This window comes from Streptomyces sp. NPDC050619, assembly GCF_040654815.1.
In the GTDB taxonomy this organism is placed as follows: domain Bacteria; phylum Actinomycetota; class Actinomycetes; order Streptomycetales; family Streptomycetaceae; genus Streptomyces.
The window spans coordinates 14,035-39,376 of record NZ_JBFAIR010000032.1; the positions used below are offsets into that span (position 1 = coordinate 14,035).

24 protein-coding genes and 2 pseudogenes are annotated in these 25,342 nt (G+C 70.2%); 11 read left to right on the top strand and 15 right to left on the bottom strand.

Annotated elements, in window-relative coordinates; all coding sequences use genetic code 11:
* Nucleotides 1-18 precede the first annotated feature (18 nt).
* On the bottom strand, nucleotides 19-1,923 hold the full coding sequence (locus AB0I77_RS38820) for a hypothetical protein (protein WP_363287517.1): 1,905 nt from the start codon (nucleotides 1,921-1,923) through the stop codon (nucleotides 19-21).
* A 242-nt stretch (nucleotides 1,924-2,165) separates the two neighbouring features.
* On the opposite strand from AB0I77_RS38820, the gene radA reads away from it, so the two are divergent.
* Nucleotides 2,166-3,575 (top strand): DNA repair protein RadA, encoded by a 1,410-nt coding sequence (gene radA / locus AB0I77_RS38825; protein ID WP_363287518.1) that lies wholly within the window; start codon nucleotides 2,166-2,168, stop codon nucleotides 3,573-3,575.
* A 102-nt stretch (nucleotides 3,576-3,677) separates the two neighbouring features.
* Nucleotides 3,678-4,802, top strand: coding sequence for a DNA integrity scanning diadenylate cyclase DisA (gene disA, locus AB0I77_RS38830; RefSeq protein ID WP_363287519.1), 1,125 nt, complete (start codon nucleotides 3,678-3,680; stop codon nucleotides 4,800-4,802).
* 37 nt (nucleotides 4,803-4,839) lie between these two features.
* Here disA and AB0I77_RS38835 read toward each other — a convergent pair whose 3' ends face one another.
* Nucleotides 4,840-5,724 carry a hypothetical protein gene (locus tag AB0I77_RS38835; protein WP_363287520.1) on the bottom strand — a complete coding sequence of 295 codons (885 nt, stop codon included), beginning with the start codon at nucleotides 5,722-5,724 and terminating at the stop codon, nucleotides 4,840-4,842.
* A 73-nt stretch (nucleotides 5,725-5,797) separates the two neighbouring features.
* The gene (locus AB0I77_RS38840; RefSeq protein WP_363287623.1) at nucleotides 5,798-6,598 is read right to left on the bottom strand and encodes an alpha/beta hydrolase; all 801 of its coding nucleotides are present in this window, start codon (nucleotides 6,596-6,598) and stop codon (nucleotides 5,798-5,800) included.
* A 6-nt stretch (nucleotides 6,599-6,604) separates the two neighbouring features.
* Between AB0I77_RS38840 and AB0I77_RS38845 the strand changes: the two are divergent.
* The 6 genes and pseudogenes from AB0I77_RS38845 to cseC form a co-directional block, all read left to right on the top strand.
* Nucleotides 6,605-6,763, top strand: a pseudogene (locus tag AB0I77_RS38845) (winged helix-turn-helix transcriptional regulator); the annotation flags it as partial.
* Between the two features lie 258 nt (nucleotides 6,764-7,021).
* Nucleotides 7,022-8,005, top strand: coding sequence for an A/G-specific adenine glycosylase (locus AB0I77_RS38850; protein ID WP_363287521.1), 984 nt, complete (start codon nucleotides 7,022-7,024; stop codon nucleotides 8,003-8,005).
* 228 nt (nucleotides 8,006-8,233) lie between these two features.
* Nucleotides 8,234-8,782 carry a SigE family RNA polymerase sigma factor gene (locus tag AB0I77_RS38855; protein WP_363287624.1) on the top strand — a complete coding sequence of 183 codons (549 nt, stop codon included), beginning with the start codon at nucleotides 8,234-8,236 and terminating at the stop codon, nucleotides 8,780-8,782.
* A 167-nt stretch (nucleotides 8,783-8,949) separates the two neighbouring features.
* Nucleotides 8,950-9,600, top strand: coding sequence for a hypothetical protein (locus AB0I77_RS38860; RefSeq protein WP_363287625.1), 651 nt, complete (start codon nucleotides 8,950-8,952; stop codon nucleotides 9,598-9,600).
* Between the two features lie 130 nt (nucleotides 9,601-9,730).
* Nucleotides 9,731-10,435 (top strand): two-component system response regulator CseB, encoded by a 705-nt coding sequence (gene cseB / locus AB0I77_RS38865; protein WP_363287522.1) that lies wholly within the window; start codon nucleotides 9,731-9,733, stop codon nucleotides 10,433-10,435.
* Between the two features lie 13 nt (nucleotides 10,436-10,448).
* Nucleotides 10,449-11,780, top strand: coding sequence for a two-component system sensor histidine kinase CseC (gene cseC / locus AB0I77_RS38870; RefSeq protein WP_363287523.1), 1,332 nt, complete (start codon nucleotides 10,449-10,451; stop codon nucleotides 11,778-11,780).
* A 10-nt stretch (nucleotides 11,781-11,790) separates the two neighbouring features.
* Here the strand turns inward: cseC and AB0I77_RS38875 are convergent, their stop codons facing one another.
* The 3 genes and pseudogenes from AB0I77_RS38875 to AB0I77_RS38885 form a co-directional block, all read right to left on the bottom strand.
* The gene (locus AB0I77_RS38875; protein WP_363287524.1) at nucleotides 11,791-12,237 is read right to left on the bottom strand and encodes a VOC family protein; all 447 of its coding nucleotides are present in this window, start codon (nucleotides 12,235-12,237) and stop codon (nucleotides 11,791-11,793) included.
* A gap of 58 nt (nucleotides 12,238-12,295) precedes the next feature.
* Entirely contained in the window at nucleotides 12,296-12,727 is a 432-nt protein-coding gene (locus AB0I77_RS38880; RefSeq protein ID WP_363287525.1) for a helix-turn-helix transcriptional regulator, read from the bottom strand.
* Between the two features lie 112 nt (nucleotides 12,728-12,839).
* Nucleotides 12,840-14,453 (bottom strand): annotated as a pseudogene (locus AB0I77_RS38885) (MDR family MFS transporter); the annotation flags it as partial.
* A gap of 108 nt (nucleotides 14,454-14,561) precedes the next feature.
* Between AB0I77_RS38885 and AB0I77_RS38890 the strand changes: the two are divergent.
* A complete protein-coding gene (locus AB0I77_RS38890; RefSeq protein ID WP_363287526.1) occupies nucleotides 14,562-15,149 on the top strand; it encodes a TetR/AcrR family transcriptional regulator in 588 nt (195 codons plus the stop codon).
* 38 nt (nucleotides 15,150-15,187) lie between these two features.
* On the opposite strand, the gene AB0I77_RS38895 is transcribed toward AB0I77_RS38890, so the two are convergent.
* Nucleotides 15,188-15,799 carry a M23 family metallopeptidase gene (locus tag AB0I77_RS38895; protein ID WP_363287527.1) on the bottom strand — a complete coding sequence of 204 codons (612 nt, stop codon included), beginning with the start codon at nucleotides 15,797-15,799 and terminating at the stop codon, nucleotides 15,188-15,190.
* Nucleotides 15,800-16,226: 427 nt separating this feature from the next.
* Between AB0I77_RS38895 and AB0I77_RS38900 the strand changes: the two genes are divergently transcribed.
* A complete protein-coding gene (locus AB0I77_RS38900) occupies nucleotides 16,227-16,862 on the top strand; it encodes an HAD family acid phosphatase (RefSeq protein ID WP_363287528.1) in 636 nt (211 codons plus the stop codon).
* A 66-nt stretch (nucleotides 16,863-16,928) separates the two neighbouring features.
* Here AB0I77_RS38900 and AB0I77_RS38905 read toward each other — a convergent pair whose 3' ends face one another.
* The gene (locus AB0I77_RS38905) at nucleotides 16,929-19,454 is read right to left on the bottom strand and encodes an ATP-dependent Clp protease ATP-binding subunit (RefSeq protein WP_363287529.1); all 2,526 of its coding nucleotides are present in this window, start codon (nucleotides 19,452-19,454) and stop codon (nucleotides 16,929-16,931) included.
* 431 nt (nucleotides 19,455-19,885) lie between these two features.
* On the opposite strand from AB0I77_RS38905, the gene AB0I77_RS38910 reads away from it, so the two are divergent.
* A complete protein-coding gene (locus AB0I77_RS38910) occupies nucleotides 19,886-20,692 on the top strand; it encodes an SCO3374 family protein (protein ID WP_363287530.1) in 807 nt (268 codons plus the stop codon).
* On the opposite strand, the gene AB0I77_RS38915 is transcribed toward AB0I77_RS38910, so the two are convergent.
* From AB0I77_RS38915 to nadC, 7 genes are all read right to left on the bottom strand, one after another.
* Nucleotides 20,671-21,006, bottom strand: coding sequence for an Lsr2 family protein (locus tag AB0I77_RS38915; protein WP_363287531.1), 336 nt, complete (start codon nucleotides 21,004-21,006; stop codon nucleotides 20,671-20,673). The genes AB0I77_RS38910 and AB0I77_RS38915 overlap by 22 nt on opposite strands.
* 242 nt (nucleotides 21,007-21,248) lie before the next feature.
* Nucleotides 21,249-21,815, bottom strand: a complete 567-nt coding sequence (locus tag AB0I77_RS38920) for an amino-acid N-acetyltransferase (RefSeq protein ID WP_363287532.1) — start codon at nucleotides 21,813-21,815, stop codon at nucleotides 21,249-21,251.
* Between the two features lie 9 nt (nucleotides 21,816-21,824).
* Entirely contained in the window at nucleotides 21,825-22,256 is a 432-nt protein-coding gene (locus tag AB0I77_RS38925; RefSeq protein WP_363287533.1) for a BlaI/MecI/CopY family transcriptional regulator, read from the bottom strand.
* Nucleotides 22,257-22,402: 146 nt separating this feature from the next.
* Nucleotides 22,403-22,582 carry a hypothetical protein gene (locus AB0I77_RS38930; RefSeq protein WP_363287535.1) on the bottom strand — a complete coding sequence of 60 codons (180 nt, stop codon included), beginning with the start codon at nucleotides 22,580-22,582 and terminating at the stop codon, nucleotides 22,403-22,405.
* Between the two features lie 46 nt (nucleotides 22,583-22,628).
* Complete coding sequence (locus tag AB0I77_RS38935) at nucleotides 22,629-23,426, bottom strand: hypothetical protein (protein ID WP_363287626.1); 798 nt, start codon at nucleotides 23,424-23,426, stop codon at nucleotides 22,629-22,631.
* Between the two features lie 124 nt (nucleotides 23,427-23,550).
* Nucleotides 23,551-24,348 carry a type III pantothenate kinase gene (locus tag AB0I77_RS38940; protein WP_363287536.1) on the bottom strand — a complete coding sequence of 266 codons (798 nt, stop codon included), beginning with the start codon at nucleotides 24,346-24,348 and terminating at the stop codon, nucleotides 23,551-23,553.
* Nucleotides 24,349-24,353: 5 nt separating this feature from the next.
* The gene (gene nadC / locus AB0I77_RS38945) at nucleotides 24,354-25,340 is read right to left on the bottom strand and encodes a carboxylating nicotinate-nucleotide diphosphorylase (RefSeq protein ID WP_363287537.1); all 987 of its coding nucleotides are present in this window, start codon (nucleotides 25,338-25,340) and stop codon (nucleotides 24,354-24,356) included.
* Nucleotides 25,341-25,342 lie beyond the last annotated feature (2 nt).

Here is a 25,342-nt window from a genome sequence, read left to right on the forward strand (position 1 = left end):
TGAGGCCTGGGAGAGGCCTTACGAGGTGGACGGGCTCGGGTCGCCGCTGTCTGCGGGCGGTGGCGTCGAACCCTCCGGGGCGGAGGGGGACGGGTCGGTGGGGGTCGGGGGCGGAGTCGGATCGGTGGGCGTCGGGGTCGGGCCGGACGACGTGGGCGGCGGGTCGCTGGGCGTGGGGTGCGAGGGGGCCGGGGTCGTCGGCTTCGGGCCGGGGACGGGGCCGGACGGGGGCGGGTCGGTGGGGGTGCCCGGGGCGGGTCCATCGCCGGGGGCGTGACCATGGCCGGGGCCGTGTCCATGGCCGGGGCCGGACGGGGCGGGGGCGGTGCCGTAGCCCTCGATGGCGATGACGGCGCCGGCCGGTGAGATCGCCACGCGCGCGCTCCAGTCCCCGGACGGCTCGCGCAGATGGTCGACGTACACCTTGATCGTCAACGATTCGCCCGGTTCGAGCGTTCCCGACGACTGGCTGAAGTAGAGCCAGGAGGCTCCGGTGGTCGCGGACCAGCGCACCGGTGCGGAGCCGGTCGCGGTGAGGGTGACGAGGGTGGTGTCCCCGCTGTGGCCGGCCGCCACCTCCAGGTGTCCGGCGCCCTTCTTGCCGGCACCGGTGACGCTGATGACCTCTACGGAGACGTCGGGCTTGGTGCCCTTGGCGAAGCGGTCGCCGCCGCGGGGGCTGGCGTTTCCGGCGTTCTCATAACCGCCGCCGTCCACCGTCTCGCCGTCGAGGGTGTCGGGGCCGTGTGCCTCGCTGGCGCTGGCGGAGTGGCCGTCGGGACCCTCGCCGGTCGACGTGCCCCGGTAGGCGGCCCACAGGGCGAGCACGGGGGCGGCGACGACGGTGGCGACGACCGTCGTGGTGACGGCACGCGCGCGTAGGCGGTCCCTTCGGGCAGCGCGGTCCTTGGGGTCCATCGGGAAGCCGCGCCGGTCGAAGCGGGGCACGCAGCCCCGCGCGCGCGGGAGGTGGGCCATGGCCAGGTGCAGGGCGGCGCGGGGTGCCTCCAGGACGGGCAGTTCGGCGGGGGTGACGGCGGCGCCGGGCCAGTGGCCGGGGACCGCGCGCTCGGCGGTACGGCGGCAGCGCGGGCAGTCGTCGACGTGCCGGACGAGCTCGCGCCGCAGGGCCGCGCTGAGTACGAGCTGGTGGTCACCGGTGAGGCGGGCCACGCTCGGGCAGCCGCCGGACTCGACGACGGCGAGGGCCGCGCGCGTGCGCTCGACCTCACAGGCGGCGGAGGCGAGCAGTTCGCGGGCGGCGGCGAGGTCCATGCCGAGGACGGCGGCGACCTCGTGGGCGGCCAGGTGGTGGCGGACCGCGAGTTCGAGCGCCTCACGCTGCTCCGGCGTGGTGCCGGCCGCCTCCGGCCAGGCCAGAAGAGCGAGTTCCCGCCGGCATTCCTCCTGGGCCTCCTCGGAGACCGGCAAGGTGGCGGACTGCGCGTTCTGACGCCGGTCGGTGGCCGCGCGGACGGGGGCGGTTCGGCCCGCACCCGTCCGGCCCGCATCGCTTCGGCCCGCATCACTTCGGCCCGCACCGCTTCGGCCCGCACCGCTTCGGCCCGCCGCGTGCGTGGCCTGACGTTTCTGCTTGGCCTCGGCCAGCTTGCGCAGGCACGCCCAGCGGGCCAGCGCGTACAGCCAGGCCCTGCGGTCCCCGGCGGCCTCCGGGCCGTGCCGGCCACGCCGCTCGGCGAGCGCGAGGACGTCGCCCAGGGCCGCGGTCGCCGCCTCGTGGTCGCACAGCACGGACAGGCAGTAGGTGAACAGGCCGTCCAGGTACGGCTCGTAGCGCGCGGGAGGGGGCTGCGCGGGCGGGCGCTGCGCCAGCGTGCGCGCCGCCGCGCGGTCGCGCGCCTCCCGATACGCCCTATGTGCGCCGGTGGTGCGGGTCGAGGTCTCCGGACTGCTGCTCATCATCCGTGGACCGTAGGGGGCCCGCGTCGGCCCCTTCTTGTCCCTTGCGCACTTTTAATCCGTACGGGTGAAACGATCCCTCAATAGGGGACAGGAACACCTGGTTCCGCGGATCGTTCGATCCGATTGGTGGCCAATTCGTACGAGGTGCCCGGTTTGGCGGAGGGTGGCAGGACGGCGTTGGCGGAACGGCGTTCGGTGGGACGGCGGGCCGTGTTGTCAGTGGTGCCGGTTACGGTTCGTGCATGGCTGCCCGTACGAAGACCGCGAAGGACCGGCCGTCCTACCGCTGCACCGAGTGCGGCTGGCAGACGGCCAAGTGGCTCGGCCGCTGCCCCGAGTGCCAGGCCTGGGGGACGGTCGAGGAGTACGGCGCGCCCGCCGTCCGTACGACGACGCCGGGGCGCGTCACCACCTCCGCCGTGCCCATCGGCGAGGTCGACGGCCGGCAGGCCACCGCCCGTTCCACCGGTGTGCCGGAGCTGGACCGGGTGCTCGGCGGCGGGCTGGTGCCCGGCGCCGTGGTCCTCGTCGCGGGCGAGCCCGGCGTCGGCAAGTCGACCCTCCTGCTCGACGTGGCGGCGAAGTCGGCGAGTGACGAGCACCGCACGCTGTATGTGACCGGCGAGGAGTCGGCGAGCCAGGTCCGGCTGCGCGCCGACCGGATCAAGGCGATCCACGACCACCTGTATCTCGCCGCCGAGACCGACCTGGCCGCCGTGCTCGGTCACTTGGACGCGGTGAAGCCGTCCCTGCTGATCCTCGACTCGGTGCAGACGGTGGCCTCCCCGGAGATCGACGGCGCGCCGGGCGGCATGTCCCAGGTGCGGGAGGTGGCCGGCGCCCTGATCCGCGCCTCCAAGGAGCGCGGGATGTCCACGCTCCTCGTCGGCCATGTCACCAAGGACGGCGCCATCGCCGGCCCCCGCCTCCTGGAACACCTCGTGGACGTCGTCCTGTCCTTCGAGGGCGACCGGCACGCGCGCCTGCGTCTCGTACGCGGTGTCAAGAACCGCTACGGCACGACGGACGAGGTCGGCTGCTTCGAGCTGCACGACGAGGGCATCACCGGCCTCGCCGACCCCAGCGGCCTGTTCCTGACCCGGCGTGCCGAGCCGGTCCCCGGCACCTGCCTGACCGTCACCCTGGAGGGCCGCCGCCCGCTGGTGGCCGAGGTCCAGGCGCTCACAGTCGACTCGCAGATCCCCTCCCCCCGGCGCACCACGTCCGGCCTGGAGACCTCCCGGGTCTCGATGATGCTCGCCGTCCTGGAGCAGCGCGGCCGGATCAGCGCCCTGGGCAAAAGGGACATCTACTCCGCGACGGTCGGCGGTGTGAAGTTGTCGGAGCCCGCCGCGGACCTCGCCATCGCCCTCGCCCTGGCTTCGGCGGCCAGCGACACCCCCCTCCCCAAGAACCTCGTCGCGATCGGCGAAGTCGGCCTCGCGGGCGAGGTCAGACGGGTCACGGGCGTGCAGCGCCGGCTCTCGGAAGCACACCGTCTGGGCTTCACGCACGCGCTCGTGCCGGGCGATCCGGGCAAGATCCCGGCCGGCATGAAGGTCCTGGAAGTCGCGGACATAGCGGACGCCCTGAGGGTCCTTCCGCGCTCGCGTCGCCGAGAGGCCCCACGGGACGAGGAGGACCGCCGGTAGACTTTGCCCTGGTCTCGCCTGTCCGTACGAATCAATCGTGCGATCCGTACGAATCAACCGTACGAACGGGAGTGCCCCAGAACCTGCGACCGGAGGAGTGCAGTGGCAGCCAACGACCGGGCGGCAGCTCCCGGAAAGTCCGGCGGGAGTTCCGGTGCCGAAGGCCTCATGCGCGCCTCGCTGAGCGCCGTGGCTCCGGGCACGCCCCTGCGCGACGGCCTCGAGCGGGTCCTGCGCGGCAACACCGGCGGCCTCATGGTGCTCGGGTCCGACAAGACCGTCGAGTCGATGTGTACGGGCGGATTCGTCCTGGATGTCGAGTTCACGGCGACGCGACTGCGGGAGCTGTGCAAGCTCGACGGCGGAATCGTGCTGTCCTCCGACCTGTCGAAGATCCTCAGGGCGGGCGTCCAACTGCTCCCCGACCCGACGATCCCGACGGAGGAGACGGGCACTCGGCACCGCACCGCGGACCGGGTGAGCAAGCAGGTCGGCTTCCCGGTGGTCTCGGTCTCCCAGTCGATGCGGCTGATCGCCCTGTACGTCGACGGCCAGCGCCGCGTCCTGGAGGACTCCGCGGCGATCCTGTCCCGCGCCAACCAGGCCCTGGCGACCCTGGAGCGGTACAAGCTCCGCCTCGACGAGGTCGCGGGCACCCTGTCCGCGCTGGAGATCGAGGACCTGGTGACCGTCCGGGACGTCTCGGCCGTGGCCCAGCGTCTGGAGATGGTGCGCCGTATCGCCACCGAGATCGCCGAGTACGTGGTCGAGCTGGGCACGGACGGACGTCTCCTGGCCTTGCAGCTGGACGAGTTGATCGCCGGCGTGGAGCCCGAGCGTGAGCTGGTCGTGCGGGACTACGTCCCTGAGCCCACCGCGAAGCGCTCGCGCACGGTCGAGGAGGCGCTGACCGAGCTCAACGCGCTCACCCACGCGGAACTCCTCGAACTGCCCACGGTGGCACGGGCGTTGGGTTACACCGGGTCTCCGGAAGCGCTCGACTCGGCGGTCTCGCCGCGCGGCTTCCGGCTGCTGGCGAAGGTGCCGAGGCTGCCGGGCGCCATCATCGACCGGCTCGTGGAGCACTTCGGGGGACTGCAGAAGCTGCTCGCCGCCAGCGTGGACGACCTACAGACCGTGGACGGAGTCGGCGAGGCCCGGGCGCGGAGCGTGCGGGAGGGGCTCTCGCGGCTGGCGGAGTCGTCGATCCTGGAGCGCTACGTCTGAGCACGCTCGAGCACGCTCCTGGAACGCCAGGCCTGAGCTAGTCGTTCTCCAGCACGAACGACGTCTGTGTCGTCCCGAACCCGGGCGTCTTGGCCTCCACCAGGTACGTCCCCGCCCCCGCCGAACCCGCCGGAGGCGTCGCGCACTCGGGAGCGCTCGGCTTGCGGTCCCACTTCACGGTGTACGTGATGCTGTCGCCGGCCGGCACGCGGAACAGCAGGCTGCCGGAGCCCTTGGGGCAGTCGGCGGAGGACCAGTAGTCGTCGTCGCCGCCCGCCTGAGTGATCGTCAACACCGCGTTCTTCGGGCCGAGATCGACCTTGCAGTCGCTGGCGGAGGTGTTCTGCGCGGTCATCAGCAGAGCGGGCGTCTGGCCGGGCTCGTACGCGTTGTGGAGGCTGCGCACGGTCAACTTCACGGAGTTCGCGGTGCAGTTGGGCAGCGTGGAACCGGCCGGAAGAGCGTCGCCCCCACCGACTCCGCTGCCCGAGCTGCCGCCTGCGCTGTCCGAACCGCCGGCGTCGCCAGAGCCAGAGTCCGAACCAGAGCCCGCGCCGGAACCCGCTCCAGAGCCGTCGCCGGCCCCGGAGCCGTCACCGGAGCCGTCACCAGACCCGTCGCCGGATCCTGAACCCGAGCCCGAACCCGACCCGGTGGAATCCCCACCGCTCGACTCGTCGCGCCCGCCCGGCGCTTGGCTGATCGCCGGTCCGGAGCCGGACGGCCCCGGCGTGATCGTCGAGGGCGAGGGGTTCTTGCCGTTGGAGCCTTCGGCACCGTTCTTGCCGCCTCCGCCGCCCGAGGACACGAGCCAGATGATCAGCAGCGCCGCCAACAGGGCGAGCGCAGACAGCAGTACGGCCCTCCGTCGCCAGTAAATGGAGGAGGGAAGCGGCCCGACCGGATTGCGCAGAGATCCCACGGCGCAAACTGTACGAGAGATCAGCACCTTCACTGGCCCCACCCGCCGCCTGGGCCACAACTTTTCCGGATCATCATCCCGGAACCGGCTGTTCCGCGCCGGGGAGGCACTCCCGCAGCAGGGACAGCAGGGCCGCCGGCCAGTGCAGCGGGATGATATGGCCGCAGTCCTCGACGAGGTGGGCGGTGAGATCGTCGGCGAGGGGGCGGAGTTGGTGTTCCAGTGCGCTGCCCACGGGGTGCGAGCCGATGACCGTCGTCGGCACGGTCAGCCGGGTCGCGGCGGCGGCCTGCTGGATCTGGGCCGCGCTGGTGGGAAGGGCGCGGTAGGAGGAGAAGGCGCAGCGCAGCGCCTCCCGGCCGGTGTAGGCCCGTACGAAGGCGTCCCGGATGTGCGGGGACAGGCCGTCGCCGAGGGTGCCGGCGTCGAGGAACCAGTCGATGTAGCGGGCCTCGTTGCCGTCGAGCACGGCCTCGGCGAGACCGGGCTCCGTGTGGAAGCCGAACCACCAGGGGGGTCCGTCGGCGAGGAAGGCCTCGGCGCCGGGGAGGCGGCCCAGCAGGGACTCCATGAGGACGAGCCGTCGTACGAGAGCGGGGCGGCGCATCGCGAGGAGGAAGGCGGGCGGGGTGCCCGCGTCGATCCCCACCACGGTGGCCGAGGTCTCGCCCAGCGCCGCGAGCAGGACCTCGGCGTCGTCGGCGAGGGAGCCCGCGTCGTACCCGGTCGCTGCGCGGGTGCTGGCGCCGAAGCCGCGCTGGTCCGGCGCGATCACCCGGTACCGGTCGGACAGGCCGGCCATGACGTCGGTCCACAGTTCCCAGGTGTGCGGGAAGCCGTGCAGGAGCAGGACGGCCGGGCCCCCTCCGGCCAGGGCGACGTTTAGCCGACGGTGCCGCCACGCGTGCACTACCGGCTGACCGAACTGGGCCTGTCCCTCGAAGGCCCGCTGGCCGCCCTGCGCACCTGGGCGGAGCAGCACATGGCGGAGGTGGAACGCCACAACATCCTTGCGGCCCAACAGGCTTCGACCGACTGACCGCGCCGACAGGGTCAGGGGCAAGGTCAGGGTCAGGACCGCATCGCTTCACGGCCGACCATCCCGCGCACCTCACCGGCCGACCGCCCCGGGCGCCTCACCGGCCGACCACTCCTCGCGCCCCACCGGCCACCCACCCGCTCCCCCCGTCAGCCGGCCGTCCCGCATCCCCCTCCGCCACCAAACGCCCGCCACACCCGACCCGCCCCCCAGCGCAATCCCCAACGACGCCCCCCGGCATGGCAGGATCGGAAGGCCATGACTGCGCCCACGAAGTCCCCGCACAGCATCGACGGCCCTGTCGACAGCCCCGTCGGCAGCCCCGTCGGCCGTCCCGCCCACAACGCCTCCGGCGAGCCGCTGCACTCCCCCGTCATCGCCTGGTTCGACGAGCACGCCCGTGATCTGCCGTGGCGGCGGGCGGAGGCCGGGCCCTGGGGGGTGATGGTCAGTGAGTTCATGCTCCAGCAGACGCCGGTGAACCGCGTCCTGCCCGTCTACGAGCAGTGGCTCGCCCGCTGGCCGCGCCCCGCCGACCTGGCCAAGGAGGCTCCCGGTGAGGCCGTCCGCGCCTGGGGGCGGCTCGGCTATCCGCGTCGCGCGCTGCGGCTGCACGGCGCCGCCGTCGCCATAACGGAACGGCACGGCGGCGACGTACCGACGAACCACGCGCAGCTGCTCGCGCTGCCCGGCATCGGCGAGTACACGGCCGCGGCCGTCGCCTCCTTCGCGTACGGGCAGCGGCACGCCGTCCTGGACACCAACGTGCGCCGGGTCTTCGCGCGGGCCGTCACCGGCGTGCAGTACCCGCCCAACGCCACCACCGCCGCCGAACGCAAGCTTGCCCGCGCGCTGTTGCCCGAGGACGAGCGGACCGCCGCCCGCTGGGCCGCCGCCTCCATGGAGCTCGGCGCGCTGGTGTGCACGGCCAAGAACGAGACGTGCCAGCGCTGTCCGATCGCCGCCCAGTGCGCCTGGCGGCTCGCGGGCAAGCCGGAGCACGACGGTCCGCCGCGCCGCGGCCAGACGTACGCGGGCACGGACCGGCAGGTGCGCGGCAAGCTCCTCGCCGTACTGCGCGAGGCTCACGGGCCGGTCCCGCAGGCGGCCCTGGACCGGGTGTGGCACGAGCCGGTGCAGCGCGCCCGGGCGCTGGACGGGCTCGTCTCGGACGGTCTGGTGGAACCGCTCGCGGGTGGTCTGTATCGGCTGCCGTCGGCCCTTCCGGCACACCGTTCCTGACGGCAAATCACTCCATAACACGGCCATTCGGTACGGCGTCTTACCCCGCCCCTACTTCCGTTACACAACTGACGGACAGCCGAGTGCTAGCCGCAGGCTGCTGCGCACAGCTCCGTGACAACCCCTCCGTAGCTTCATTTCTGTGCCCGACAGGCACCACTGGCACCACAGGCAATGAATCCGACGGCGATCGAGCCGGCCGGAAACGGGGAGCAGGAGGCGGTCGACATGGCGCAGGGCGAGGTGCTCGAATTCGAGGAGTACGTCCGCACCCGGCAGGAGGCGCTGCTACGCAGCGCACGCCGGTTGGTTCCGGACCCGGTCGACGCGCAGGACCTGCTCCAGACGGCGCTGGTACGCACGTACGGCCGCTGGGAGGGCATCGCGGACAAGCGGCTGGCCGACGCCTACCTGCGCCGGGTCATGATCAACACGCGCACCGAGTGGTGGCGGGCCCGCAGGCTGGAGGAGGTACCGACCGAGCAGCTCCCGGACGCCTCGGTCGACGACTCCACCGAACAGCACGCCGACCGCGCCCTGCTGATGGACATCATGAAGGTGCTGGCTCCCAAGCAGCGCAGCGTCGTGGTGCTGCGACACTGGGAGCAGATGTCCACGGAGGAGACGGCCGCCGCCCTCGGTATGTCGGCCGGAACGGTCAAGAGCACGCTGCACCGGGCGCTCGCCCGGCTCCGCGAGGAGCTGGAGAGCAGGGATGACGACGAGCTCGGCGCACACGTGCTGGAGCGTGAGGAGCGGAAGAGTTGCGCGGCCTAGGCACGAGGGCCGGCGCCATCGGGCGCACGGGCGGGGACCCCGACCACACCGACCCCGGCCACACGGAGCCCGGCCGCACCGGACCGGACCACACCGGACCGGACCACACCGGACCGGACCGCGCCGGACCGGAGGGCATCGGACCGGACCGCATCGGGACTGATCACATCGGGCCCGCCCGGCCCGGGCCCACACCGACCCGAGGGACCTTCCAGGCGGCGATCACGGCAGTGGCCGTGCTCGCCGCCCTTGCCCTTTTCGTGTCCGCCTGCGGCACCGGAGGCACCGGTGCCCGCGACGAGGGACCGGCCCGCTCCGACTCGGTGGCGGGCGTCGTGGCCTCGCCCTCGCCGATTCCCGCCAGGACGGCCGAGGGTGTGAACGCGGTCCGGCTGGTCAAGGACGATCCCGGCGTCTCCGCGGAGGTCAAGCGCGAGCTGAAGCCGTGCGTGGCCGACGAGTACCCCGTCGACGTGTCGTACGGCGAACTGACCGGAGGATCGGCCGACGACGTCGTCGTCAATGTGCTGACCTGCGGCGACTCCGTCGGGGTCGGCTCGTACGTATATCGCGAGGAGGGTGGCTCGTACGAGAATGTCTTCCGGGCCGAGGAGCCCCCGGTCTACGCGGAGATCGACCGCGGCGACCTGGTGGTGACCAAGCAGGTCTACGAGAAGGGCGACCCGGTGTCGAGCCCGTCCGGCGAGAACGTGATCACATACCGCTGGAGCGCGGGCCGCTTCGCCGAGGAGTTCCGCACGCACAACGACTACGGCAACACGGTGGGGGACACTCCATCGCCGACTCAGGACAACTGACCCGCCGCCGATCCACGACGGCGTGAACCGATCGGGCCGTCCGAACCGATCAACGAGTGGACGAGCGACCGCGTGACCGGGTACACGGCACGACACGGGGACCGAGAGCAGAGAGGCAGAGAGCAGCGGGATGGCAGATCAGACCCATGTCCTGTTCGTCGAGGACGACGACGTCATCCGCGAGGCCACCCAACTCGCCCTGGAGCGGGACGGCTTCGCGGTCACCGCCATGCCCGACGGGCTGTCGGGCCTGGAGGCGTTCCGCGCCGACCGACCCGACATCGCCCTGCTGGACGTCATGGTCCCCGGACTCGACGGGGTCAGCCTGTGCCGTCGTATCCGGGACGAGTCGACCGTGCCGGTGATCATGCTGTCCGCGCGCGCCGACTCGATCGACGTCGTGCTGGGGCTGGAGGCGGGCGCCGACGACTATGTGACCAAGCCCTTCGACGGCGCGGTCCTGGTCGCCCGGATCCGCGCGGTGCTGCGTCGCTTCGGGCACGCGAGCGGCGATCGCACGGACGATGCCGCGGCCCCGGCGCACGACGGCGGCCTGCTGGCCTTCGGTGATCTGGAGATCGACACCGAGGGCATGGAGGTGCGCCGGGCCGGACAGCCGGTGGCGCTGACGCCGACCGAGATGCGGCTGCTCCTGGAGTTCTCCTCCGCGCCGGGCACGGTGCTGTCGCGCGACAAGCTGCTGGAGCGGGTGTGGGACTACGGCTGGGGCGGTGACACCCGCGTCGTCGACGTCCATGTGCAGCGGCTGCGGACGAAGATCGGCCAGGACCGGATCGAGACGGTCCGCGGCTTCGGCTACAAGTTGAAGGCCTGAGCAGGGGGACCGGGTGGGGAACCTTCGGCGCCCGAGCACCGTGATTCCGGGCATACGTACGGGACTGAGATGGAAGCTGAGCGCGGCCATCGCGCTGGTCGGCGCGCTGGTGGCGATCGCGCTCAGCCTCGTCGTGCACAACGCCGCCCGGGTCTCGATGCTGGACAACGCGCGCGACCTCGCCGACGAGCGCGTCCAGATCGCGCAGCGCAACTATGAGCTGTCCAACCGGCCGAACTTCCCCAGCATCAAGATCGACGACCCGGAGCTGCCGCCGGCGCTGCGGCAGCGGGTCGAGCACGGCCGCCGGGCGACCTATGTGTCCGACGGCGCGGACGGCGTGCCGGAGATCTGGGCCGCCGTACCGGTCAAGGGCGGGCAGGTGCTGTCCCTGCACACCGGGTTCACCGACCGCAGTACGGACATCCTCAACGACCTCGACCAGGCCCTGGTGATCGGCGCGATCGCGGTCGTCCTCGGCGGCAGCGCGCTCGGCGTGCTCATCGGCGGGCAGCTGTCGCGGCGGCTGCGCAAGGCGGCGGCCGCGGCGAACCAGCTCGCCAAGGGCGAGACGGACGTGCGGGTGCGGGAGGCCATCGGCGGGTTCGTACGGGACGAGACCGACGACCTGGCGAGCGCGGTGGACGCGATGGCGGACACGCTGCGGCAGCGGCTGGAGGCGGAGCGCCGGGTCACCGCCGACATCGCGCACGAACTGCGCACCCCGGTGACCGGACTGCTGACGGCGGCCGAACTGCTGCCGCCGGGCCGTCCGACGGAACTGGTGCTGGACCGGGCCAAGGCCATGCGCACGCTCGTCGAGGACGTGCTGGAGGTCGCCCGCCTCGACGGCGCCTCCGAGCGGGCCGAGTTGCAGGACATCCTGCTGGGCGAGTTCGTCAGCCGGCGGGTGACGGCGAAGGACCCGGCCATCGAGGTGCGCGTGGTGCACGAGTCGGAGGTCACCACCGACCCGCGGCGCCTGGAGCGCGTCCTGTTCAACCTGCTCGCCAACGCGGCCCGGCACGGCAAGCCGCCGATCGAGGTCTCCGTCGAGGGCCGGGTCATCCGGGTCCGCGACCATGGCCCCGGCTTCCCCGAGGACCTGCTCGCCGAGGGCCCGAGCCGCTTCCGCACCGGCTCCGCCGACCGGGCCGGCCACGGCCACGGACTGGGCCTGACCATCGCGGCCGGGCAGGCCCGGGTGCTCGGCGCCCGCCTGACCTTCCGCAACGTACGGCAGGCGGGCGCGCCGGAGGAGGTACCGGCGGAGGGGGCGGTGGCGGTGCTGTGGCTGCCCGAGCACGCGCCGACGAACACCGGAAGCTATCCGATGCTGCCCTAGCCGCGTGCGACTAGCAGGTCCAGTCCTTGTCCAGGTCCAGCTCGCCCTCGCGGGGCTGGGTGAAGGAGAACCAGTTCCCGGAGTCGTCGCGGAAGAGTGCCTCCGTGCCGTACGGGCGCTCCTGCGGCTCCTGGAGGAACTCCACGCCGCGGTCCTTGAGCTTCTTGTAGTCGCCGTGGATGTCGTCGGTGGTCAGCACGCCCGCGCCGAGCGCCCCCTTGGCCACCAGCTTCTTGATCATCTCGGCGGACTCCGGGTCCATCGCGCCCCCACCCGGCACCATCAGCGTCAGTTCGACATCGGGCTGGTTCGGGGAGCCGACGGTGAGCCAGCGCATGCCGCCCTCGCCCATCGTCATGTCCGTACGGACCTCCAGCCCCAGCTTCTCGGTGTAGAACTGCTTCGCCCGCTCCTGGTCGAGAACCCAGACGGTCGAAATGGCGAGTCCCTTGATCATGGCGTCACTCCTGTCGGCGGTCCTTGGCCTTGCCCTGTCACCGTAGGCAGCGGCGCCGTCAGCCCGCTTCTCCAGAATTGCGCTGTGCGCTGCCGGGTCCGCTCCGGAACCCGCCGGCCCAGAGCATGGCGTAGCAGCCCGGTATGAGGGCGGCTCCCCGCCCCACGTGCTTCATCCGGTACTCGCTGGGGGTCAGCCCGGTCCATGCCTTGAACCGGGAGGAGAAGGTGCCCAGGCTGCTGAAGCCGACGAGGTGGCAGATCTCCGTCACGGACAGGTTCGCGGTGCGCAGCAGGTCCTCCGCGCGCTCGATGCGGCGGTGGGTCAGATACTGGCCGGGCGTCTCGCCGTAGGCCTCCCTGAAGGCCCGTATGAAGTGGTACCGCGAGTACCCGGCGTGCGCGGCCACCGCTTCCAGGTCCAGCTCCGGGTCGGCCCAGTCGCGGTCCATCGCGTCCTTGGCCAGCCGCAACTGCCGCATCTTGTCCATGCGACCGATGGTGACACGGGGCACTGACAATGGCCCCGACGTCCCGGCGTCGATCCGGGCATGACGAAGGCCCCCGGGGGCGGACAACCACCCGGAGGCCTCGCAGTGGGGCTCAGACGGCCTCGGCCACCGGCGCCTTCGCGGCCGCCGTACCGTCCGCCGGGCCCTCCCCCGCCTTCTGCGGCCCCGCTCCCTTCAGCGGAACCTCCTTCACGAACCACGCCGCCACCATCGCGACCACCGCCACCGCCGCCCCCAGCAGGAACGCCGAGTGCGTGCCGGCGGACACCGCGTGCTGGTACGCCTCGCGCACGGCGGCCGGCAGCTTCTCCAGGCCCTTCGCGTCCAGCTGCGCGGACTGCTCGGTCACCTTGGAGCCCAGCGCTCCGGCCCGCTCGGCCATGACGTCCTGGACGCGGTGGTTGAACAGCGCGCCCATGATCGCGACGCCGAACGAGGAGCCGAGGGTGCGCGAGAGGGTCGAGGTCGAGGAGGCGACGCCCATGTCCTTCATCTCGACGCTGTTCTGGGCGACCAGCATGGTTATCTGCATCAGGCAGCCCATGCCGAGACCGACCACGGCCATGAAGACACCGGACGTGAACCGCGAGGTGCCCGTGTCCATCGTCGACAGCAGATACAGCCCGACGACCATCAGGATGCTGCCGACGATCGGGAAGGCCTTGTACTTGCCGGTGTTCGTGGTGACCCGCCCCGCGACCATCGAGGTGACGAGCATCGCGCCGAGCATCGGCAGGAGCAGCAGACCGGAGTTGGTCGCGGAGGCACCCTGCACCGACTGCTGGTACAGCGGCAGGAAGAGGGTCGCGCCGAACATCACAAAGCCGGTGATGAAGCCGATGATCGCCATCAGCGTGAAGTTGCGGCTGCGGAAGATGTGCAGCGGTACGACCGGCTCGGCGGCCTTGGTCTGCCAGAACACGAATCCGATGAGGGCGGCGACGCCGATCCCTATGAGTTCCATGATCCGCGCGGACGTCCAGGCGTACTCCGTACCGCCCCAGGTCGTGACGAGCACGATGGCGGTGATGCCCACGGTCAGCAGTCCGGCGCCCAGATAGTCGATCCGCGCCTGCGCCCGCTTCTTCGGCAGGTGCAGTACGACGCTGATCGCGGTGAGCGCGACCACGCCGAGCGGCAGGTTGATGTAGAAGGACCAGCGCCAGCCCCAGTTGTCCGTGATGGTGCCGCCGACCAGCGGGCCGCCGATCATCGCGAGCGCCATGACGCCGGCCATCATGCCCTGGTACTTGCCACGCTCCCGCGGCGGTATCAGGTCACCGATGATCGCCATGACGCCGACCATCAGACCGCCCGCGCCGAGGCCCTGCACGGCCCGGAAGCCGATCAGCTGCCCCATGTCCTGGGCCATGCCGCTGAGCGCCGACCCGATCAGGAAGAGCACGATCGAGCTCATGAAGACGCCCTTGCGCCCGTACATGTCGCCGAGCTTGCCCCACAGGGGAGTGGAAGCCGCCGTCGCGAGGGTGTACGCGGTCACGACCCACGACAGGTGTTCGAGCCCACCGAGCTCGCCCACGATCGTCGGCATCGCCGTACCCACGATCATGTTGTCGAGCATCGCGAGCATCATCGTGATCATCAGCGCCAGCAGGACGACCCGTACACTCCTGGGCTGTTTCTCTGACTCCGGCTCTGCCGTCTGCGCGTCCGCCATCTTTCCCACTCCCCTGGGTACCGCGTCCGGCCGGCTGCTTACTTGCCGCCCGGCTAGTTGACTACACTCAGGGAAGTTAGATGGCTAACTAGCCGGGCGTCAAGTAAGTTTTCTACAAGGCCGAGGAGTACGAGGATGGGCGGCACCATGGACGGCACCAAGCAGCAGCGCCGCGGCAACACCCGCCAGCGCATCCAGGACGTAGCCCTCGAACTCTTCGCCGAGCAGGGCTACGAGAAGACCTCCCTGCGTGAGATCGCGGAGCAACTCGACGTCACCAAGGCGGCCTTGTACTACCACTTCAAGTCCAAGGAAGAGATCCTCGTCAGTCTCTTCGACGACCTGACGCAGCCGATCCTCGACCTGATCGAGTGGGGCAAGCGACAGCCGCACACCCTGGAGACGAAGCAGGAGATCGTACGCCGCTACAGCGAGGCCCTGGCCGGCGCGACACCGCTGTTCCGCTTCATGCAGGAGAACCAGGCGACCGTACGGGAACTGCGCATCGGCGATACCTTCAAGCAGCGCATGCAGGGCCTGCGCGCCATCATCGCCGACCCGGACGCGGACCTGGTCGACCAGGTCCGCTACGCCAGCGCGCTGTTCACCCTGCACGCCGGGATGTTCCTCCTCCAGGACCTCGAAGGCGACCCCCAGGAGAAGCGCGAGGCTGTCCTGAAGGTCGCCACGGACCTGGTGACCCAGGCCCACCAAGGGTCCTGAGCGGCTCAGGGCGCGATCTCGACGGTCCTTGACGATCCTTAGACGGTCACGCCCTTGGCGCGCAGGAAGGCGGCCGGGTCGATGGCCGACCCGTAGTTCGCGGTCGTACGGATCTCGAAGTGCAGGTGCGGGCCGCTGGAGTTGCCGGTGTTGCCGGACCGGGCGATGTGCTGGCCGGTCTTGACGACCTGGCCGACCTTCACGTCGATCCGCGACAGGTGGGCGTACTGGGAGTAGGTCCCGTTGCCGTGCTTGATGACGATGGCGTTGCCGTACGCCGGTCCGTCACCGGCGCCGTTGCCGCCCGCCTTGGCGACGGTGCCGCCGTGCACGGCCAGGACCTGGGTGCCGCTCGCCACGGCGAAGTCCTGCCCGCTGTGGGTGGACTGCCACATGCTGCCGGACTGGTTGAAGCCGGCGGACAGCTTGTACTTCTTCACCGGGTCGATCCAGGACGCCGCCTTCTTGGCGGCGGCGGCCTTGGACTGCACCTGGACGGCACTGGCGGTGGTGGCCACCGACGTGGCGTCCGCGGCGGCCGCGACTCCGACCCCCAGCACGACCGAGGCCCCCAGGCCGACGGCCAACACGGTCGCACGGGTGCGGAGACGGGACGTACGGGAAGAACGGAACGAGACACGCGGGGACATAGAGAACCTCATGGGGTCGGAGACAGGAAAACCATCCGACGCACAGGCGTCCACCGGATGGGGCCATCCCTTGGTAACCCTTGACCCCGAATAGTCCCAAACCTGTGATCTACGACAGAAGCTAGTACTTTGTCCCGATACTTACGGACTCTTGACAGGCTCTTCGCGGGCTCTTCGCGGGCCCTTCGCAGGCAAAAGTCCCTTTTGCGAATACGTCGGTTGCCACTATTCCCGCTAGTAACGGACAAATCGCCTGTGCGGCTTATCACCGGCCGCCCGGATCGCGGCCATCAAGTCACACAGCCCGATGTGACGCAGGTCTCTGGCCACTTACCGTCCAGTAACCCTACGGTTCCCCTCGCGCCACTCCGGTCACCAATCATGCACGCGACAACAATCGTGCACGGACGCGAGAGGACCCCCCCACATGAGAAGCCGACGCCCCTGGCTGCGCGGAACAGCCCTGACAGCCGTCTCCGCGGCCGCCCTCGTCACGCTCTCGGCCCCCGCCGACGCCGCGACGTCCACGGGCACCGCCACGGCCGCCACCGTCACGGCCGCCGCCGCAGACGTCGACTACGCGACCTGGCAGAAGGACTGCCAGGCCGTGATGGACCAGGCCCTGCCCTACCTGAAGCAGCGGATCGCGAACACGAAGCCGGGCGAGAAGCAGGCGATCGTCCTCGACATCGACAACACCACCCTGGAGACCGACTTCGGATTCAGCTACCCGCAGCCGGCCAACAAGCCGGTCCTGGCGGCCGCCGAGTACGCCCAGGAGCACGGCGTCGCCCTGTTCTTCGTGACGGCGCGTCCGGGCATCATCGCCTCGGCGACCGACTACAACCTCAAGCAGGTCGGCTACCAGGTCTCCGGGCTGTACGTCCGCAGCCTGGGCGACCTCTTCAAGGACGTCGCCGCCTACAAGACCGCCCAGCGCGTCGACATCGAGTCGAAGGGCTACACGATCATCGCGAACATCGGCAACAGCGCCACCGACCTGTCGGGCGGCCACGCCGAGAAGACGTACAAACTGCCGGACTACGACGGCCAGTTGTCGTAAGCGTGCGGGCATGACGAAGGGGCCGGTGCTCGAAAGCACCGGCCCCTTCTGGCGTCGCCCTGAGGCTTACGCCTCCTTGCTCAGGTTCGGACCGGCTCCGCCGGCCGCCTGCTCGATCGGCGGGACGTCCGGCAGGGCCGACTTCTCCTCACCCCGGAAGGTGAAGGTCTTGGCCTCGCCCTCGCCCTCGGTGTCCACGACCACGATGTGACCGGGACGCAGCTCGCCGAAGAGGATCTTCTCGGAGAGCGAGTCCTCGATCTCGCGCTGGATCGTCCGGCGCAGCGGCCGGGCGCCCAGGACGGGGTCGTAACCCTTCTGGGACAGCAGCTCCTTGGCGGACTGGGAGAGCTCGATGCCCATGTCCCGGTCCTTGAGGCGCTCGTCCACCTTGCCGATCATCAGGTCGACGATCCGCAGGATGTCCTCCTGCGTCAGCTGCGGGAAGACGACCACGTCGTCGACGCGGTTGAGGAACTCGGGGCGGAAGTGCTGCTTGAGCTCGTCCGAGACCTTGTTCTTCATGCGCTCGTAGTTGGACTTCTTGTCGCCCGAGGCCGCGAAGCCCAGGTTGAAGCCCTTGGAGATGTCCCGGGTGCCGAGGTTGGTCGTCATGATGATGACCGTGTTCTTGAAGTCGACGACCCGGCCCTGGGAGTCGGTCAGGCGACCGTCCTCCAGGATCTGCAGCAGCGAGTTGAAGATGTCCGGGTGGGCCTTCTCCACCTCGTCGAAGAGGACGACGGAGAACGGCTTGCGGCGGACCTTCTCGGTCAGCTGGCCGCCCTCTTCGTAGCCCACGTATCCGGGGGGCGAACCGAACAGACGCGACACCGTGTGCTTCTCGCTGAACTCCGACATGTCGAGGGAGATCAGCGCGTCCTCGTCGCCGAAGAGGAACTCGGCGAGCGCCTTGGACAGTTCGGTCTTACCGACACCGGAGGGGCCGGCGAAGATGAACGAACCACCGGGACGCTTCGGGTCCTTCAGACCGGCACGCGTACGACGGATCGCCTTGGACAGCGCCTTGACGGCGTCGACCTGGCCGATGACCCGCTTGTGGAGCTCGTCCTCCATGCGCAGCAGACGCGAGGACTCCTCCTCGGTCAGCTTGAAGACCGGGATGCCGGTGGCGGTCGCGAGGACCTCGGCGATCAGCTCGCCGTCGACCTCGGCGACGACGTCCATGTCGCCGGCCTTCCATTCCTTCTCCCGCTTGGCCTTGGCGGCCAGGAGCTGCTTCTCCTTGTCGCGGAGGGAGGCGGCCTTCTCGAAGTCCTGCGAGTCGATCGCGGACTCCTTGTCCCGGCGGACACCGGCGATCTTCTCGTCGAACTCGCGCAGGTCCGGCGGCGCGGTCATCCGGCGGATGCGCATCCGGGAGCCGGCCTCGTCGATCAGGTCGATCGCCTTGTCCGGCAGGAAGCGGTCCGAGATGTACCGGTCGGCCAGGGTGGCGGCCTGCACCAGCGCCTCGTCCGTGATGGAGACACGGTGGTGGGCCTCGTAGCGGTCGCGCAGACCCTTGAGGATCTCGATCGTGTGCGGCAGGGACGGCTCCGCGACCTGGATGGGCTGGAAGCGGCGCTCCAGCGCGGCGTCCTTCTCCAGGTGCTTGCGGTACTCGTCCAGCGTGGTCGCACCGATGGTCTGGAGCTCACCGCGGGCCAGCATCGGCTTCAGGATCGAAGCGGCGTCGATGGCGCCCTCGGCGGCACCCGCACCGACCAGCGTGTGCAGCTCGTCGATGAACAGGATGATGTCGCCGCGGGTGCGGATCTCCTTGAGGACCTTCTTCAGGCGCTCCTCGAAGTCACCGCGGTAGCGGGAGCCGGCGACCAGGGCGCCGAGGTCCAGCGTGTAGAGGTGCTTGTCCTTGAGCGTCTCGGGCACCTCGCCCTTGACGATGGCCTGGGCGAGACCCTCCACGACGGCGGTCTTGCCGACGCCGGGCTCACCGATCAGGACCGGGTTGTTCTTCGTACGGCGGGACAGCACCTGCATGACCCGCTCGATCTCCTTCTCGCGCCCGATGACCGGGTCGAGCTTGGACTCACGAGCGGCCTGGGTGAGGTTCCGGCCGAACTGGTCGAGGACCAGGGACGTCGAGGGAGTGCCCTCCGCAGGCCCGCCGGCGGTGGCGGTCTCCTTGCCCTGGTAACCGGAGAGCAGCTGGATGACCTGCTGCCGCACTCGGTTGAGGTCTGCGCCCAGCTTGACCAGGACCTGGGCGGCGACGCCCTCGCCCTCACGGATCAGGCCGAGCAGGATGTGCTCCGTGCCGATGTAGTTGTGGCCCAGTTGAAGGGCCTCGCGGAGCGACAGCTCCAGGACCTTCTTGGCACGGGGGGTGAAGGGGATGTGGCCGGAGGGGGCCTGCTGGCCCTGGCCGATGATCTCCTCCACCTGCTGGCGGACCGCCTCGAGCGAAATCCCGAGGCTCTCAAGGGCCTTGGCGGCGACACCTTCACCCTCGTGGATCAAGCCCAGGAGAATGTGCTCGGTGCCGATGTAGTTGTGGTTGAGCATCCGGGCTTCTTCCTGAGCCAGGACGACAACCCGCCGCGCGCGGTCGGTGAACCTCTCGAACATCGTTAATCGCTCCTCAGAGCGGTCAGGCAGTGGGGGGAACTTCCCCTCCCTGTCCTTCCGCAGCTTAGTCCCGCAAGCGGGGACCGCTCATTCCAACTGCCGACACCATCCTTGGCCTCCTGACCCCGGTTAGCCGACATCTGCTCCAACCCGATGGTGCGAGACGATGTTCCCGCAGGCCAGGCCCTTACCCTCACCACCAGTACGCCGATGGCGAACGTGAGACGCCGTTTCCTGCGTGTCGCCCCCTCCCACTAGGGATGTCTTACCCGCACGGACCGACAGTCCATGCCGCGCGCACCGGTTCGCTCCGCTATGGGCGAACAACCTTGCGCCTCCCCGTACCCCAGCGCGCCCCCATTTACGGAACTCTGCGCAATCACAGGGACACCCAGCGTAACCCGCACGTCTCTTCGACGGTTGCACTTGGCATGGTTGGCACCCTTCCCTCGGTCACCACGGACCTCACCACGTTCCCGCTCCCCCGCCGGCCGCTCGATCCGAGTGATCCGATCCGCCGGTGGTACGAGAACGAACTGGGCTGGACGACAGTGCCCGCCGGCCCCGGAAACACCGGAACCGGGCTGCGGCTGGCCGTGGGCCCGCACTTCGACGTCCTGGATGTGCCCGCCGAGGCGGGGCGGGCGGCACTGCGCCACCTGGTGCCGGGCTCTCCGGTGGCACTTCAGGGCGACCGGATGCGGCTGCTGGTGGCCGCGGGCAACGCCGAGGAACTGCCCGGAGTGCTGGACTGGCTGGAGTGGGGCGGGCTGACCCTCGATCTCACGGCGATCGGCGAGGGCGGCGTCATGGACGCGCCGCTGCCACCCGAAGCCGGGCCGCCGACGCCGGTCGGGGCGACGCCCCATTCCTTCCGGCCGGGGACGGGTGTGCCCGGGCCGGGTATGCCGGCACGGCTTCCGTACGAGCCGGGGCCGGCCAGGGCGAGAGGGCTTCCGTACGAGCCGGGGCCCGCCGGAGGCCCGCCGCCACTGGCCCCGGGCCGCTCCGGGGCCGTGCAGGGGGCCGCCGTGTGGGTGCGGCCCCCCGAGCCCGGGTGCGACGTCGAGGCCTCGCTGCCGACGTTGTCGGCCATGGGGGGCGGTGGGGACGCCCCCGATCTTGTACGCCTGCTGGACACGGTGGCAGCTCAGTGCCACCGCCTGCGGCTGCGACGCGCGTGCGCACAGCCGTCGACCGCCTGCCAGGCCCCGAATCAGGCGTTGGCCTTCTCGTAGGCCTCGCGAATGGTCGCGGGAACACGGCCGCGGTCATTGACCTCGAAACCGTTCTCCTTCGCCCAGGCGCGGATCTGCGCGGTGTCCTGGCTGCCGCCGGAAGCGGCACGGGCCTTTCCACGCCCACCCGAAGCGCGGCCTCCGGTACGACGACCGCCCTTCACGTAAGGGTCGAGAAGACCGCGCAGCTTGTCCGCATTGGCGGTCGTGAGATCGATCTCGTACGTCTTGCCGTCCAACGCGAACGTGACGGTCTCGTCCGCCTCGCCGCCGTCGATGTCATCGACAAGAAGGACCTGAACCTTCTGTGCCACCGGATTTCCTTTCATCCATAACTCGTGGGCCGGGGGTCTGCGGCGTCCGCCGTTTCGCCGTCCCCTGATATATGCAGTACTGCACTACGTCGGAAAGCAAACCGCTTTTGCTGGAAAAACACAAACCCCCGGGAGAGACAGACCGGCCGCCCTCAGTCCGGAAACATGCGCGTTTCGGACATAGGGAACCTGGGCAGGGCTCGGCCGGGCGGAATAGGGTCTCGCCTTGTCCCCCTCGGCGATCACAGATGCAGAAGCATCCGGCTGTTGCCCAAGGTGTTCGGTTTCACTCGTTCGAGGCCGAGGAACTCAGCCACGCCTTCGTCATAGGAACGCAGCAGCTCCGCGTAGACATCGGTGTCGACGGGGGTCTCGCCGATCTCGACGAAGCCGTGCTTGCCGAAGAAGTCCACTTCGAAGGTCAGACAGAAAACGCGGCGAACCCCTAGCCAGCGCGCTGTGTGCAGCAACTTCTCCAGCAACTGATGGCCGACACCGGCGCCCTTCAGGCCCGGCTTCACGGCGAGAGTGCGGACTTCCGCGAGGTCTTCCCACATCACGTGCAGGGCACCGCAGCCGACCACCTCAGTACTTGAGCCGGCGTCCCGTTCGGCCACCCAGAACTCCTGGATGTCCTCGTAAAGTGTCACCGTCGCTTTGTCGAGCAGGATGCCGTCGCGGACGTACCTGTCAAGGAGACGACGTACGGCAGCGACATCCCCGGTACGGGCCCGCCGCACGGTGATGGCTTTTGCGGTGACTTCGGGGCTCTCCGTCGAGGGACTCTCTGCTGAGCTCTCTGCTGACATGAGCGGACGCTATCGCCCGCCGCTCTCCCGCGCCGAGCCGGGGTTCTCCTCCGCGGTATCGGACGGGGTCTCCGGGGTGACTTCGGACGATTCCGGCCCTTGGACCATGCGTACGGCGTCCCGCAGGGCAACTCGCTGTTCCTCGCTCATCATCCCGAAGAACGCCACGAGAGCGGCGGCGGGGTTGTCGCTCTGGGACCAGGCCTCGTTCATCAGCGCGGCGGCGTACGCGGCGCGGGTGGAGACCGCCTCATATCGATAGGCCCGGCCTTCCGCCTCGCGGCGCACCCAGCCCTTCTGATGGAGATTGTCCAGAACGGTCATCACGGTGGTGTACGCGATGGACCGTTCCTGCTGAAGATCTTCCAGGACTTCTCGAACGGTCACCGGGCGGTTCCACTTCCACACCCGCGTCATGACCGCGTCTTCGAGTTCTCCCAATGGGCGAGGCACAACTCGACACAATAGTGAGAGATTCCGGCATTCGCTTGCCGAACGTGCGTTTTTGATGACGGACGGCGACAAAGGGGGCGTACGACTACGGAAAGTACTGGAGTAGTACGCCGGGGGCGACGGCCGTCGGCTGCTCAGGCGTCGGTGTTCGCGGAGTTCTGACGGGCGTTCTCCACGCGCGCGAGGGCGGCGTCGACGGCCGCGTCCTCCTTGGCCTTGTTGGCCCCGCCCTGGGTCTTCACGATCACCCTGATCAGGCCGATGAAGAACACGGCCATGACGACCGGGGGCACGAGCGCCGAGACATAGTCCATGCGTCCAGGGTAGCCAGGGGCCGGTGAACGACCCGGGCGGGGTGTCTCAGCCCGCGGCCAGTTGCTGTGGAGGGTTCGCGGGTGGCGGGGTCGGCTTGCGGCGGGGGAAGACCTCGCCCGGGGTCGGGATGGGACGCGTGGGCTTGGGGGTGGCCGGGGTCGGCGGCTTGGGGGCGGCGGGTCGTTCGGGGCGCTCGGGGCGCTCGGGGCGCTCGGCGGGCTTCTCCGCGGGCCTCTTGGCGGGGTCCTTGGCCGGACCCTTGGCGGAGAACTGAGCCAGACTCTCGGCGGGATCCTTGACCGACCCTCCGGGGAAGCACTGAACCGGGCTCTCGGCCGGACTCTTGACCGACCCCCTGGCGGAGCCATGAACCAGGCTCTCGGAGGCGGCGGAAAGCCCCCCTGGGAGCGCCAGGAGGCGGGTACGGGAGGCCGGGACGGTCGGGGTGGGCACAGTGGTCCGGTGGGACCTACCGCGGGCCAGGCGGGCGCGTACGTCCTGTTCGGCCAGGGCCTGGCAGCGGTCCAGGAGGGTGGCCGCGGCGGGGTTACCGCGCAGGGCGCGGAGTGCGGCCAGGTCGTCGGGGTTCGGGCGGTATCCGGCGCCCAGCGCCTCCTCCAGGAGCGTGAGGTAGCCGGCGACGGTGCCGGGCAGGGCGGCGCGGTACCGGGCGAGGTCGGCCACCAGGAAGGCCCGCAGCCGGGCTCCTTCCCGCATCGCCTCGTCGAGGGACTCGGCGAGGCGGAGGCAGTCCTGGACGTCTTCGGCCGGGGCGGGCGTGGGGTCGAGGGCGAGGGCGAGAGCGCGGCGGAGCACACGCAGCTCCTCCACGCCGAACGCCATGCCGCCGCGGGATCCGTATGGCGTGGGCATGCGGCGACGATACGCGCTAATCAGACAAACTCGACATAAGGGGTGTGGGTGTGGCGCGGTGAGCCACCCGGCCGCTTCACATGCGCGACCCGCTTCACATGCGCGACACGTTCCGCTCGTACACCAACCGCAACCCGACCAGCGTCAGCCACGGCTCGTGCTCGTCGATCACCGAGGACTCCCCGAGCACCATCGGCGCCAGTCCCCCCGTCGCGATGACGGTCACCTCCTCCGGATCGTCCGCCAGCTCCCGGGCCATACGGTTCACCACACCGTCCACCTGGCCCGCGAACCCGTAGATGATGCCCGACTGCATCGCCTCGACCGTGTTCTTGCCGATCACGCTCCGCGGCCGGGCCACCTCGATCTTCCGCAGCTGCGCGCCCTTGACGCCGAGCGCCTCGACGGAGATCTCGATGCCGGGGGCGATGACCCCGCCGACGTACTCCCCGCGCGCGCTGACCGCGTCGAAGGTCGTCGCCGTACCGAAGTCCACGACGATGGCCGGGCCGCCGTACAGCTCGACCGCCGCCACCGCGTTGATGATCCGGTCCGCGCCGACCTCCTTCGGGTTGTCCGTCAGGATCGGCACGCCCGTCTTCACGCCCGGCTCGACCAGGACGGCGGGCACGTCGCCGTAGTAGCGCCGGGTCACCTCGCGCAGCTCGTGCAGGACCGAGGGGACCGTCGCACAGATCGCGATGCCGTCGATGCCGTCGCCCAACTCGTCCCCGAGGAGCGGGTGCATGCCCATCAGGCCCTGGAGGAGCACCGCCAGCTCGTCGGCCGTGCGGCGCGCGTCCGTGGAGATCCGCCAGTGCTCGACGATGTCCTCACCGTCGAACAGGCCCAGAACCGTGTGCGTGTTTCCTACGTCGATCGTGAGGAGCATCGCGACTACTCCGCCTCGCGCAGGTCGAGACCGATGTCCAGGATCGGCGAGGAGTGGGTCAGGGCGCCTACGGCGAGGTAGTCGACGCCGGTGTCCGCGTACGCCTTCGCGTTCTCCAGGGTGAGCCGGCCCGACGCCTCCAGCGCCGCGCGGCCGTGCACGACGGCCACCGCTTCCTCGCACTCGCCCGGCGTGAAGTTGTCCAGCAGGATCAGGTCGGCGCCGGAGTCCACGACCTCGCGCAGCTGGTGCAGGGTGTCGACCTCGACCTCGATCGGTACGTCCGGGAAGGCCTCCCGTACGGCCTTGAAGGCCTGGGTGACGCCGCCCGCGGCGATGACGTGGTTGTCCTTGACCAGGGCCGCGTCGGAGAGCGACATGCGGTGGTTGACGCCGCCGCCGCAGCGCACCGCGTACTTCTCCAGGGAGCGCAGTCCCGGCGTCGTCTTGCGGGTGTCCCGGACCCGCGCCTTGGTGCCGTCCAGTTCGTCCGCCCACGCGCGCGTGGCGGTCGCGATGCCCGACAGGCGGCACAGGAGGTTGAGCGCGCTGCGTTCGGCGGTGAGCAGGTCACGCGTGCGCGTGGTGACCGACAGGAGCTTCTGGCCCTCCGCCACGCGGTCGCCGTCCTCGACGTGCCGCTCGACTTCCAGCTCGTCCGCGCAGACGACCGAGAGGACCGCTTCGGCGACCCTGAGGCCGGCCACGACGCCCGCCTCGCGCGCGGTGAAGTCGGCGGTGGCGACGGCTTCCTCGGGGATGGTCGCGACCGTCGTGACGTCCACGCCGTGGTCGAGATCCTCCTGGATGGCGATGTTGGCGATGTCCTCGACCTCCACGGGGTCGAGTCCGGCGTCGGCCAGGAGCTGTGCGAGCGCGGGGTCGAGCCCGCACTCTTCGTACTCTGCGTATCCCGCGTCGGATTCCGCGCCACAGGCACAGCCGTCGCCGCAGCCGCCGGTCGACGCGAGGGGGAGATCGGGGGTGCTCACTT